Source organism: Streptomyces ficellus, from assembly GCF_009739905.1.
GTDB classification, from domain to species: Bacteria; Actinomycetota; Actinomycetes; order Streptomycetales; family Streptomycetaceae; genus Streptomyces; species Streptomyces ficellus_A.
This window is the reverse complement of the sequence record NZ_CP034279.1, coordinates 3196309-3208659: the sequence shown is the minus strand read 5'-3', so window position 1 is coordinate 3208659 and position 12351 is coordinate 3196309. Positions and strand designations below refer to the sequence as shown.

At 74.5% G+C, this 12351-nt stretch carries 12 protein-coding genes; 9 read left to right on the top strand and 3 right to left on the bottom strand.

Going from position 1 to position 12351, the window contains the following annotated elements; all coding sequences use genetic code 11:
- Positions 1–2 precede the first annotated feature (2 nt).
- The 3 genes from EIZ62_RS14055 (at position 3) to EIZ62_RS14045 (ending at position 2933) form a co-directional block, all read left to right on the top strand.
- Positions 3–680 carry an ABC transporter permease gene (locus EIZ62_RS14055; protein WP_156693026.1) on the top strand — a complete coding sequence of 226 codons (678 nt, stop codon included), beginning with the start codon at positions 3–5 and terminating at the stop codon, positions 678–680.
- Between the two features lie 57 nt (positions 681–737).
- Positions 738–1718 (top strand): ABC transporter substrate-binding protein, encoded by a 981-nt coding sequence (locus EIZ62_RS14050; protein WP_156693025.1) that lies wholly within the window; start codon positions 738–740, stop codon positions 1716–1718.
- A 216-nt stretch (positions 1719–1934) separates the two neighbouring features.
- Positions 1935–2933, top strand: coding sequence for a hypothetical protein (locus tag EIZ62_RS14045; protein ID WP_156693024.1), 999 nt, complete (start codon positions 1935–1937; stop codon positions 2931–2933).
- Between the two features lie 36 nt (positions 2934–2969).
- On the opposite strand, the gene EIZ62_RS14040 is transcribed toward EIZ62_RS14045, so the two are convergent.
- Positions 2970–4112: an NADH-quinone oxidoreductase subunit D gene (locus EIZ62_RS14040; RefSeq protein WP_156693023.1), complete on the bottom strand. Its 1143-nt coding sequence runs from the start codon at positions 4110–4112 to the stop codon at positions 2970–2972.
- Complete coding sequence (locus tag EIZ62_RS14035; RefSeq protein ID WP_244375673.1) at positions 4109–5218, bottom strand: SAM-dependent methyltransferase; 1110 nt, start codon at positions 5216–5218, stop codon at positions 4109–4111. The genes EIZ62_RS14040 and EIZ62_RS14035 overlap by 4 nt, the downstream gene beginning before the upstream one ends.
- A 90-nt stretch (positions 5219–5308) precedes the next feature.
- On the opposite strand from EIZ62_RS14035, the gene EIZ62_RS14030 reads away from it, so the two are divergent.
- Together EIZ62_RS14030 and EIZ62_RS14025 are read left to right on the top strand one after the other, a co-directional pair.
- Positions 5309–6511 (top strand): sensor histidine kinase, encoded by a 1203-nt coding sequence (locus EIZ62_RS14030; RefSeq protein WP_156693021.1) that lies wholly within the window; start codon positions 5309–5311, stop codon positions 6509–6511.
- A 58-nt stretch (positions 6512–6569) separates the two neighbouring features.
- Positions 6570–7244 carry a response regulator gene (locus EIZ62_RS14025; protein WP_156693020.1) on the top strand — a complete coding sequence of 225 codons (675 nt, stop codon included), beginning with the start codon at positions 6570–6572 and terminating at the stop codon, positions 7242–7244.
- A 29-nt stretch (positions 7245–7273) separates the two neighbouring features.
- On the opposite strand, the gene EIZ62_RS14020 is transcribed toward EIZ62_RS14025, so the two are convergent.
- Positions 7274–8383, bottom strand: a complete 1110-nt coding sequence (locus EIZ62_RS14020; RefSeq protein ID WP_156696384.1) for a DUF5937 family protein — start codon at positions 8381–8383, stop codon at positions 7274–7276.
- Positions 8384–8488: 105 nt separating this feature from the next.
- On the opposite strand from EIZ62_RS14020, the gene EIZ62_RS14015 reads away from it, so the two are divergent.
- From EIZ62_RS14015 to EIZ62_RS14000, 4 genes are all read left to right on the top strand, one after another.
- Positions 8489–8683 carry a hypothetical protein gene (locus EIZ62_RS14015; protein ID WP_156693019.1) on the top strand — a complete coding sequence of 65 codons (195 nt, stop codon included), beginning with the start codon at positions 8489–8491 and terminating at the stop codon, positions 8681–8683.
- Between the two features lie 67 nt (positions 8684–8750).
- Positions 8751–9653, top strand: coding sequence for a Rossmann-like and DUF2520 domain-containing protein (locus EIZ62_RS14010; protein ID WP_156693018.1), 903 nt, complete (start codon positions 8751–8753; stop codon positions 9651–9653).
- The gene (gene panC / locus EIZ62_RS14005) at positions 9650–10660 is read left to right on the top strand and encodes a pantoate--beta-alanine ligase (RefSeq protein WP_156693017.1); all 1011 of its coding nucleotides are present in this window, start codon (positions 9650–9652) and stop codon (positions 10658–10660) included. Before EIZ62_RS14010 ends, panC begins: the two co-directional genes overlap by 4 nt.
- Complete coding sequence (locus EIZ62_RS14000) at positions 10657–12351, top strand: L-aspartate oxidase (RefSeq protein ID WP_156693016.1); 1695 nt, start codon at positions 10657–10659, stop codon at positions 12349–12351. Before panC ends, EIZ62_RS14000 begins: the two co-directional genes overlap by 4 nt.

The window sequence follows — 12351 nt, the reverse complement described above, 5'->3', positions numbered from 1 at the left end:
CGATGGGCGCGGTGACCGATGCCTGGACGTGGCTGACGACCGGGGCGAACTGGCAGGGCGAGAGCGGGGTCTGGCACCGGCTCGCCGAGCACCTGTGGTTCAGCGGCGTGTGCCTGGCCGTGTCGTGCTTGCTCGCCCTGCCGCTCGCGCTGTGGCTCGGCCACATCGGGCGGGGCGGCGCGCTCGCGGTCAACGTCTCCAACGTGGGACGGGCGGTGCCCACGCTGGCGGTGCTGGTGCTGCTGACGCTCACCCCGCTGGGCAGGCACGGCGACCTCCCGACGATCATCGCGCTCGTGCTGTTCGCCGTGCCGCCGCTGCTCACCAACGCGTATGTGGGGATGCGTGAGGTGGACCGGGCGGTCGTCGAGGCGGCTCGCGGGATGGGGATGTCCGGCGGCCAGGTGTTCCGCCGGGTGGAGCTGCCCCTCGCGTACCCCCTGGTGATGACGGGTCTGCGGACGGCGACCGTGCAGGTGATCGCCACCGCGACGCTCGCGGCGATGGCCGGCGGGGGTGGACTGGGCCGGATCATCACCGCCGGTTTCAACACGGACGACACCGCGCAGGTGGTCGCGGGGGCGCTGGTGGTCGGCGTGCTCGCCCTGCTGGCCGAGGGCCTCCTGGTGGTGGCGGGCCGGGTGTGCGACCCGATGCGGGCGACCCGGCGCGCCCACTGATCGATGAACGGCCGGACGACGAACACGGGCAAGCAGCGGGACCGGACAGGAGACGTGATGAGCAGGAACTCGGCGATGGCGGGTGCGGTACTGGGCGTGGTGGCCCTCACCGGCGGGCTGGCGGCCTGCGGGGGCGGCCAGAGCCTGGAGGAGCGGGGCGGGTCGGACACCTCGTCGTCCGGTGGTGGCGGCAAGGGCACGCTGGTCGTCGGGTCGGCGGGATTCACCGAGGCCAATGTGCTCGCCGAGCTGTACGCGCAGGTGCTGAAGGACGCCGGATTCGCCACGTCCATCAAGACCGTGGAGAACCGCGAGCTGTACGAACCGGCCCTCGAGAAGGGCGAGATCGACGTCGTCCCGGAATACGCGGCCACGCTGGCGGAATTCCTGAACGCCAAGGTGAACGGCCCGAAGGCGGTCGAGGAGAAGCCGGTCGCCTCCAGTGATGTCACCGCCACCGTCACCGCGCTGGAGAAGCTCGCCGGGCCTCGCGGACTGAAGGTGCTCCCGGCCGGTGAGGCGGTCGATCAGAACGCCTTCGCCGTGACCAGGGAATTCGCCGAGAAGAACAAGCTCAAGACGCTTTCGGACCTTGGCGCTTCCGGGCTGAAGGTGAAGATCGCGGCCGGGGACGAATGCGAGATACGGCCGTTCTGCGCGCCGGGGCTGAAGAAGACGTACGGCGTCGACGTGGCGGGCATCGACCCCAAGGGCGTGGGGACGACCCAGGCCAAGCAGGCCGTGAAGGACGGCACCGACCAGCTCGTCCTCACGACCACGACCGACGCGACGCTGGACGCCTTCGGGCTGGTGCTGCTGGAGGACGACAAGAAGCTCCAGAACGCCGACAACGTGCTGCCGGTCGTCCACGCGAAGGACGCCGGATCGGCGGAGGTCGCCACGGCCCTCAACAAGATCACCAAGACCCTCACCACCGAGGACCTGGTGGAGTTGAACAAGAAGGTCGACGCCGAGCGGGCGAAACCGGCGGACGTGGCCAAGGCTTACCTGGAGTCCAAGGGACTGATCGGGAAGTAACCGCCGGGGCGGGTTCGGCTTCGGGATCGGCTTCGGGTTCGGGTTCGGGTCCGGATCGGGATCGGGGCCGGCGGGCACCCGGTACACATCACCGGGGCACCGGGCGAGAAGGCGAAGGGAAAGTCGGGCGGTTGACCGGCCGGTTCGCATCACAGGGCCGAAACATTGCCGGGCCGACTTCCCCATACGGCACCTACGCACGGTAAATTTCAGGCCATGCCACGTGGACGCCACCGCCATTCGCCACCCCTGCACCGGCTTCTGCCCCCTTCCGCGGTAGCCGGAGCGGCCGTCCTGTGCGCCGGTGGCTCCTGGCTCCTCGCCGATCCACTCGTGCTGCGCATCCTGGTGGCCGCGGCGGCGGCGTCCGCCGTCACCGGCGCTGTTCTGATGCGCAGTTGGGACCGCGCGGCCGGCCGCCGCGTCGCCGAACTCACCCGGGCCCGGGCCGGCGACCAGTGGCGTACCGAAGAGCGCATGGCCGAGCTGGAGACCGACCTGGAGGAGTCCCGCGAGCTGCGCGCCAAGCTCGACGCCAGGCTGCGCGCCAAGCGGGTCGAGCTGGCGGCGCTGCGCAACGAGCACGCCGAGCTGCTCCGCCGGTACGCCACCGCCGAGACCGAGCGCGCCAGCGCCCTGGAGGGCCGCCGGCAGCTCGCCCTGGAGGCCGCCGCCCCCACCCGGGCGCTGCCCGCGGGGAGTTCCACGCCCACCCCCGCCACCTACCTCCAGGCCGCCAGGGCGCTGGAGAACCTCACGCGCAGCGCCGCCGAGCAGGAGGCCCGGCGCACCACCGAGGAGGCCCGGCGTCGCGACCTGGCCGAGCGGGCGCGGGAAGCGGAGGCCGACGAGCCGCAGGGGAAGCACGCGGCGGGCGCCGAGCGGCAGCACGACCGCCCGGCGGCCGCCACCTCCTCCGCGCACGGCGCCTCCGCGATGCGCCCGGTGCCGCCCGCCTCCGCCGTCGTGCCCGCGAGCGAGCAGCGCCGCCGGGCGCCGCGTCTCCAGGGCGGCTTCGACTTCTTCGGCGCCCAGAAGACGCCCGCGGCCATCGAGGCCGTACAGGACGAGGACCTCGCGGACGTGGTGGGTGAGGAGGCCCTCGCCGTACGCCGCCGCGAGGACCGCGCGGTCGGCAAGGTCATCGACCTGACCGCCCACGACGAGACCGAGCAGCTGGACGTGGTGGAGCTGCGGCGCGACGCGGTGTCGTAGCGACGCAGTCCCGACCGGCCGCGGGGCGTCGTGGGTCTACTTGTCGATGTCGCCGACGACGAAGAAGAACGACCCGAGGATCGCCACCATGTCGGCGACCAGCGTCCCGGGCAGCAGCTCCACCAGCGCCTGGATGTTGTTGTAGGACGCCGAGCGGAGCTTGAGCCGGTAGGGCGTCTTCTCGCCCTTGGAGACCAGGTAGTAGCCGTTGAGCCCCAGCGGGTTCTCGGTCCAGGCGTACGTGTGCCCCTCGGGTGCCTTGAGGACCTTCGGCAGCCGCTGGTTGATCGGGCCGGGCGGCAGGTCCGCGATCCGGTCCAGGCAGGCGTCCGCGAGGTCCAGCGCGTTGTGCGTCTGAGCCAGCAGGCACTCGAACCGGGCCAGGCAGTCGCCCTCGGTGCGGGTGACGACCTCCAGGACCTCCTGGAGGTCCCCGTACGCCAGGTAGGGCTCGTCACGGCGCAGGTCGAAGTCGACGCCGGAGGCGCGGGCGATCGGGCCGCTCACGCCGTACGCGTGCACGATCTCCTGCGACAGCACGCCCACTCCGCGCGTACGGCCCCGGAAGATTTCGTTGCCGAGGACGAGCCGGTCGTACACGTCCATGCGGGAGCGGACCTCGGCCACCGCGGCCCGGGCCCGGCCCAGCCAGCCGGCCGGGAGGTCCTCCTTGAGGCCGCCGACCCGGTTGAACATGTAGTGCATCCGGCCGCCCGAGACCTCCTCCATCACGTGCTGGAGGTCCTCCCGCTCCCGGAAGGCGTGGAAGATCGGGGTGATCCCGCCCAGCTCCAGGGGGTACGAGCCGAGGAACATCAAGTGGTTGAGGACCCGGTTCAGCTCGGCGAGCAGGGTGCGGGTCCAGACGGCACGCTCCGGAACCTCCATGCCGAGCATCCGCTCGACGGCCATGACCACGCCGAGCTCGTTGGAGAACGCCGACAGCCAGTCGTGGCGGTTCGCCAGCATGATGATCTGGCGGTAGTCGCGCGCCTCGAACAACTTCTCCGCGCCGCGGTGCATGTAGCCGACGACCGGCTCGGCGTGCCGGATCACCTCGCCGTCCAGGACGAGGCGGAGGCGCAGCACGCCGTGCGTGGAGGGGTGCTGGGGTCCGATGTTCAGCACCATGTCGGTGCTCTCCGCGGCACCGCCGATGCCGACCGTGGTCTCCGTCATGCCGGACAGTATCCCTCCCCGGGCACGCGCTGGAGCAGCCAGGTGAAGTCCCCGAGCCCGCCCCGCGCCGTCAGCTCGGCGGCCTCCCCGGCGCGCGCGAGGGCCCGTACGTATCCGGCCGGGTCCGTCCGGGCCAGGTCGAGCGGCGGCCGCCCCCCGCTCACCCCCAGCCGCCCGAGCGCCTCCCGCTGGGTGAGCAGCTCGGCCCCGACCGGCGCGGCCCCGACCAGCTCGGCCCCGGCGCGCCCGCCTTCGCCGCCGGGTGCCGCGTCAGTCGGACCCCCGCTGGCCCGTACCGCGGCAAACGCGCCCGCCGCCGCGCAGGCGTCCAGCGCCACGTGCGCGGTGATGTCGCACGAGCCGTCCGGTACCGGAGGGACCTCCCGGCCGGCGCGGAAGCCGGTGAGGGTGCCGAACGGGGGGCGGGCGGCGGCCACGTGGGCGTAGTCGACCGCCACCGCGAGGCCCGCCGCGAGGGTGCCGACGGCGCGGGACCACGCCTCGTCGCGGGGCCGGCCGATCTCGGCGCGTTCCCCCGGCTCGCGCAGCGGCCACCAGCGGGCCAGCCACGCGGCGTCCGCGCCCGCCACCGGGGCGCCCAGCCGCTCCGTGCCGTCGGGCGCCACCTCCACGTACCGGGCCGTGCCCGACTCGTCCTGCTGCGCCACGTCCACCGGCACGTTGTCCAGCCACTCGTTCGCGAACAGCAGGCCCCGCACCCCCGCCGGCGGCTCGGCGACCCATGTGATGCGCGGGTCGAGGCCCTCGGGCCGGGCGGCGCGCTCGACGGCGTACGCCCGTACGCGAAGCCCCGCGGGCGCGGCGGCCAGCACCCCGCCGAGCAGTTCGCCCCGGCCGGCGCCCATGTCGACCAGGGCGATGTCGTCGGTGCCCAGCTCCCGCGCGACCTCCGCCAGGAGCCGGGTCACCGCCCCGGCGAACAGCGGCGAGGCGTGCACGGACGTGCGGAAGTGGCCCGCCGGCCCCTCGGGCCGCAGGTAGAAGCCGTCCGGCCCGTACAGAGCCGCCTCGGTCGCCGTCCGCCAGCCGCGCCACTGACCGCCCCGCGACGGGCCGCGTTGACACGTCTCATCATTCACGGGCACCAGTCTCCACCTTGGGGAGTACGCCTCCGCCCCCTGGATCGACCCTCCGGTTGACCCATGCACCTATCGGGTTTCCCTACGCTGGGTCACGTGCAGCGTCTCTATGACTTCCTCCGCAGACACCCCACGGGCGTCGACAGTTTCTGGGCTGTGATGCTCCTCGGGTTCTCCTCGCTGTGGGTGGTCCAGGCCCCGGAAGGTGCCGAACCGCGCCTCCTGGCCGCGGGGATCGTGCTGCTGCTCTGCCTCGCCCTGGCACTGCGCCGCCGCGCGCCCGAGAAGGCGCTGCTGCTCACCGCGGTCCTGGGCGTCGCCCAGCTGGCCCTCGACATCCAGGTCAACCCGGCCGACTTCGCCATGCTCGTCGTGATCTACACGGTCGCGGCGCAGAGCGACGGCTCGCGCTGGGCGCGGCGGTTCGCGCTCGTCGGCGGCCTGTGCGCGGCGCCGCTCGCGCAGCTGCGGTGGCCGGAGCCGAACATCTCCACCGCCGGCACGGTCTTCATCACCGTCGTGATGATCGTGCCGTTCGTCCTCGCCTGGGTGCTCGGCGACTCGATGCGCACCCGCCGCGCCTACTTCGCGCAGCTGGAGGAGCGCGCCTCCCGCCTGGAACGCGAGCGGGAGGCCCAGTCCAAGGTCGCCGTCGCCGCCGAGCGCGCCCGCATCGCCCGGGAGCTGCACGACGTCGTCGCGCACAACGTGTCCGTCATGGTCGTCCAGGCCGACGGCGCCGCCTACGTCCTCGACGCCTCGCCCGACCAGGCGAAACAGGCCCTGGAGACCATCTCGACCACCGGCCGCCAGGCGCTCGCCGAGATGCGCCGGCTGCTGGGCATCCTGCGCACCGGTGAGCCGCAGGACTCCGAGGACTACGTGCCCCAGCCCGACGTCCAGCAGATCGAGGACCTCGTCGAACAGGTCCGTACCGCCGGTCTGACCGTCGACTTCAGGGTCGAGGGCACCCCGCGCCCGCTGCCCAGCGGCGTCGAACTCACCGCGTACCGCATCGTCCAGGAGGCGCTGACCAACACCCGCAAGCACGGCGGCCCCGACGCGGGGGCGAGCGTGCGGCTGGTGTACTTCGACGACGGCCTCGGGCTGCTCGTCGAGGACGACGGGCGCGGCGCGGCGCACGAACTGTACGAGGACGGGGGCGCCGACGGCCGGGGCCACGGCCTGATCGGCATGCGGGAGCGGGTCGGTATGGTCGGCGGCACCCTGGACGCCGGGCCCCGGCCGGGCGGCGGCTTCCGGGTCAGCGCCCTGCTCCCGCTCAAGCCCGCCCACTGACCAGGCCACCGATCCGCCATCGCCCCGCCCATCGCCTCCTGAGGAACCGAGGAACCGCATGTCCATCCGCGTGATGCTCGTCGACGACCAGGTCCTGCTGCGGACCGGCTTCCGCATGGTGCTCGCCGCCCAGCCGGACATGGAGGTCGTCGCGGAGGCGGGCGACGGGGCCGAGGCCATCGACGTCCTGCGCTCCACCGCGGTCGACGTCGTCCTCATGGACGTGCGCATGCCCCGGCTCGACGGCGTGGAGGCGACCCGCCGCATCTGCGCCGGGCCGCAGGCGCCCAAGGTGCTGATCCTCACCACCTTCGACCTCGACGAGTACGCGTTCTCCGGGCTCAAGGCGGGCGCCAGCGGCTTCATGCTGAAGGACGTGCCGCCCGGCGAGCTGCTCAGCGCGATCCGCTCCGTGCACAGCGGCGACGCGGTCGTCGCGCCGTCCACCACCCGCCGTCTCCTGGACCGCTTCTCGCCGATGCTGCCCGCGACCGGCACCGAGCCGCGCGACAAGACGCTGGAGAAGCTGACCGAGCGGGAGCGCGAGGTCATGATGCTGGTCGCCCAGGGCCTGTCGAACGGCGAGATCGCCGCCCGGCTGGTCCTCTCCGAGGCCACGGTCAAGACCCACGTGGGCCGCATCCTCACCAAGCTGGCGCTGCGGGACCGCGTGCAGGTGGTGGTCCTGGCGTACGAGACGGGCCTCGTCCGGGCCGGGGGCGGCGCGGCCTGACCGCCCCTGCGCCGGGCGCCGGACGGCCGTCAGCGCAGCACCGTCTCCAGGAAGTCGCTGCCGATGCGCGCCACCGCCGCCACGTCCAGCTGGTGGAGGACGTACCGGCCGCGCCGGCGGGTGGTGATCAGGGACGCCTTCTTCAGCACCGCCAGGTGGCGCGAGACCTCCGGCGGGGTGATGCCGTACGTCTCCGCCAGCTCGCCCGTCGTGTACGCCGAGCGCGCCAGGTGCCGGCACAAGCGCATCCGCATCGGGTGGGCCAGCGCGTCCATGCGCCGTTGCAGCAGCTCCACCGAGGCGGGGCTCGGCAGCTCGGGGGCGCCGACCGGATAGTGCACGACGGGGCGCCAGCCCGGGGCGTGCAGCACCATCAGGTGCGGCCAGCCGAAACTGGTCGGCACGAACGTCACGCCCGCCCCGACGGCCGGGTCCGCGGCGCTGGTCCGGCCGTTGGCGAGCTTGTCCACCTCGATGCGCTGCCGGGCACCGTCCTGCGAGACCTCCAGCGCCACGGCGGGCGACACCGCGCGCAGCGTCTCCGGCAGGCCCTTGCGGCGCAGCAGCTCCGTCTTGTGGCGGGCGTCGGCGGCGAGGCCGGGCGCGACCCGGCGCCAGGTGTCCGCGAAGAACGCCCGGTCGCAGTCCTCGAACAGCCGGCGCAGCCAGGCCCGTACGCCCGCCGGGTCGGCGAGCATGCGGCGCGTGAAGTCCAGCTGCCGGGGCCCGCGGCTGGCGGCCAGCTCCAGCGCCCGCCCGGGACGCGGCGGGCCGCCCGCCGCCGCGTACTGCTCGGAACAGGTGAACTCCAGCGCGGCCGCCACGAACCGGTCCTCGTCCAGCCGGTCCAGCAGGTCCAGCTCCTCCGCGAGCGTCGCGCCGGTGCGCCCGTCGCCGCCGCGGATGCCCGCGTACGGCATGAGGATGTCGGAGAACGCGGTCGTCCAGAGGAAGTCCGCCTCGTGCAGCCGGTCGGCCAGGTCCGGTTTGAGGGCGGCGGCGGTGGCGGTCGCCCAGCCGTGCAGCCCCGGGTGGTGGCCGGGTTCGGCCAGCGCGTGCAGCGCCACGCCCAGCTCGGCGAGGGGTGACGGCTCGAAGACGATGCGCTCGGGCGGCACGCCCGTGATGTCGATGATCACGCTCACGTCCCCATGGTGAGGGGTCCGGCGGCGGTCCTCGCGCCATTTGACGGGCCTCGTCAATCGGCGGTGCGCCGGTGACCGGGCGGGCGGAGGGTGGCAGGCATGAACGCCCTGCACCAGCACATGATCGACCTCTACCGGGCGGCCCGGCTCGGCGAGGCGCCCCCGCCGCCCCCGGGCCGTGACGACGTCGCCGTCCTGCGCGAGGCCCGCGACCGGCACCGGGACGGCCCCGGCCCCGCGGGGCGGCCGGGAGACGGGTCCACAGGCTGTGGACGGGGACGTAGCCGCGCGTAACGCTGGCGTAGCATGACGAGAAATCGTCCGGTACCCCCCGCGGACTGGAACGGAAGGCCGTCGACGCGTGAACCCCTCCTCAGAAGCCCGCCCCGCCCGGCTCGCCGTCGGTGTCGTCGGCGCCGGCCGCGTGGGACCCGCCCTCGCCGCGGCGCTCCAGCTCGCCGGGCACCGGCCCGTCGCCGTCTCGGGCGTGTCCGACGCCTCCCGGCGCCGCGCCGCCGAGCTGCTGCCCGGCGTGCCGCTCGTGCCGCCCGCGCAGGTCCTGGAGCGCGCCGAGCTGGTCCTGCTCACCGTCCCGGACGACGCGCTGCCCGGCCTCGTCGAGGGCCTGGCCGAGACCGGGGCAGTCCGGCCCGGGCAGCTCCTGGTCCACACCTCCGGGCGGTACGGCACCGCCGTCCTCGACCCGGCCCGCCGCGCCGGCGCGCTCCCGCTCGCCCTGCACCCCGCCATGACGTTCACCGGCACGGGCGTCGACGTCCAGCGGCTGGCCGGCTGCTCCTTCGGCGTCACCGCCCCCGAGGAGCTGCGGCTGGCCGCCGAGGCGCTCGTCATCGAGATGGGCGGCGAACCCGAGTGGATCGAGGAAGCCGCCCGCCCGCTCTACCACGCGGCCCTCGCCCTGGGCGCGAACCACCTCGTCACCCTGGTGGCCCAGTCGATGGAGCTGCTGCGGCAGGCGGGCGTCGCCGCCCCCGACCGGATGCTCGGCCCGCTGCTGGGCGCCGCCCTCGACAACGCCCTGCGCTCCGGCGACGCCGCCCTCACCGGCCCCGTCGCGCGCGGCGACGCCGGCACCGTCGCCGCCCACGTGGCCGAGCTGCGCAAGCACGCGCCCGCCACCGTCGCCGGATACCTCGCCATGGCCCGTACGACCGCCGACCGCGCGCTCGCCCACGGCCTCCTCAAGCCCGAGCTCGCGGAGGACCTGCTGGGTGTCCTCGCGGAAGGAGACACCGGCCGATGAGCCGCGACTTCGCCCTGATCCCGACGCGCGCCGAGCTGGAGCGCACCCTCGAACACGCCGCGCCCCGCGGCCGCACCGCCGTCGTGATGACGATGGGCGCCCTCCACGACGGCCACGCCACCCTGGTCCGCGCCGCCCGCGCCCACGTCGGCACCGAGGGGTACGTCGTCGTCACCGTCTTCGTGAACCCGCTCCAGTTCGGCGCGGGCGAGGACCTCGACCGCTACCCGCGCACCCTGGAGGCCGACCTCAAGACCGCCGAGGCGGCCGGCGCCAACGCCGTGTTCGCCCCCTCCGCCGACGAGGTCTACCCCGGTGGCGCACCCCAGGTGCGGATCACGGCCGGACCCATGGGGGAGCGGCTGGAGGGCGCCTCGCGCCCCGGCCACTTCGACGGCATGCTCACCGTGGTCGCCAAGCTGCTGCACCTCACCCGCCCCGACGTGGCGTTCTTCGGCCAGAAGGACGCCCAGCAGCTCGCCCTGATCCGCCGCATGGCCCAGGACCTCAACTTCCCGGTCGAGATCGTCGGCGTCCCCACCGTGCGCGAACCCGACGGCCTCGCCCTCTCCAGCCGCAACCGGTACCTGGCGCCCGGCGAGCGCCGCACCGCCCTCGCCCTGTCGGCCGCGCTGTTCGCCGCCCGCGACCGGCTCGCCGCCCAGGCCGCGCTGCTCGCCCGGGCCGAGACGCTGCCCGCCTCCGAGAGCCGCGCCGAGGCCCTGTCCCGGCTCGGCGAGGCCCGCGCCGCCGCCGACGCCCACGCGGTGGCCGCCGCCACCCCCGGCGGCGCGCACGCGGTTCGCGCCGCCGCCCGCGCGGTACTCGACGAGGCGGCGAAGGCCGAACCGCCCCTGCGCCTCGACTACCTCGCGCTCGTGGACCCCGCCGACTTCACCGAGGTCCGGGACGACCACACCGGCGAGGCGATCCTCGCCGTCGCCGCGAAAGTCGGCACCACCCGGTTGATCGACAACCTCCCCCTCACCTTCGGAGCCCCCGCATGACCGGCATACGCCTCCAGGCCCCCGCCCCCGGCTGGGCCATCGACGCCGACGTCGTCGTGGTCGGCTCCGGGGTCGCGGGCCTGACCGCCGCACTGCGCTGCACGGCCGCCGGGCTGCGTACCGTCGTCGTCACCAAGGCCCGCCTCGACGACGGCTCCACCCGCTGGGCGCAGGGCGGCATCGCGGCGGCCCTCGGCGACGGCGACACCCCCGAACAGCACCTCGACGACACGCTCGTCGCCGGCGCGGGCCTGTGCGACGAGGAGGCCGTACGCCTGCTGGTCACCGAGGGCCCCGACGCGGTACGCCGCCTGATCGACACCGGCGCCCGCTTCGACACCGACGCGGCCGGCACCATCGAACTCACCCGCGAAGGCGGCCACCACCGCCGCCGCATCGCGCACGCGGGCGGCGACGCGACCGGCGCCGAGATCTCCCGCGCCCTCGTCGACGCCGTCCGCGACCGCGCCGTACGCACCATCGAGAACGCGCTCGTCCTCGACCTCCTCACCGACGCCGACGGCCGCACCGCCGGCGTCACCCTGCACGTCATGGGCGAGGGCCAGCACGACGGCGTCGGCGCCGTCCACGCGCCCGCCGTCGTCCTCGCCACCGGCGGCATGGGCCAGGTCTTCTCCGCCACCACCAACCCGGCCGTCTCCACCGGCGACGGCGTCGCCCTCGCGCTGCGCGCCGGCGCGGAGGTCAGCGACCTGGAGTTCGTCCAGTTCCACCCGACGGTCCTCTTCCTCGGACCGGACGCCCAGGGCCAGCAGCCGCTGGTCTCGGAGGCGGTACGCGGAGAGGGCGCCCACCTCGTCGACGCCGACGGCGTCCGGTTCATGGCCGGGCAGCACGAACTCGCCGAACTCGCCCCGCGCGACATCGTCGCCAAGGGCATCATGCGCCGCATGCGCGAACAGGGCGCCCGGCACATGTACCTGGACGCCCGGCACTTCGGCGCCGACATGTGGGCGTCCCGCTTCCCCACGATCCTCGCCGCCTGCCGCGCCCACGGCATCGACCCGGTCACCGAGCCCATCCCGGTCGCCCCCGCCGCCCACTACGCCTCCGGCGGCGTCCGCACCGACCTCCACGGCCGCACCACCGTGCCCGGCCTGTACGCCTGCGGCGAGGTCGCCTGCACGGGCGTCCACGGCGCGAACCGGCTCGCCTCCAACTCCCTCCTCGAGGGCCTCGTCTTCGCCGAGCGCATCGCCGACGACATCGCCGCCTCCCCGGCCCGCGCGGGCGACCCCGTACCGCACCCGGCGCCCACCGTCCTGCCGCTCCTCGACCCCGACGCCCGCGCCCGCGTCCAGCACGTCATGACCACCGGCGCCGGGGTGCTGCGCTCCGAGGCCAGCCTCGCCGACGCCGCAGCCGCCCTGGACGCCGTGTACGCCGAGGCGCTGAACGACGGCCCGGACGGGAACAAGGCCGCCGAGCCCGGTGTGGAGTCCTGGGAGACCACCAACCTGCTGTGCGTCGCCCGCGTCCTCGTCGCCGCCGCCCGCCGCCGCGAGGAGACCCGCGGCTGCCACTGGCGCGAGGACCGCCCCGACCGCGACGACGCCGACTGGCGCCGCCACCTCGTCGTACGCCTCGGCCCGGACCGGACCCTGGACGTCCGCTCCACCGACACCCAAGACTTCCCCCCGACCGACGCCGACGCCCCCAGGGAGCCGTAA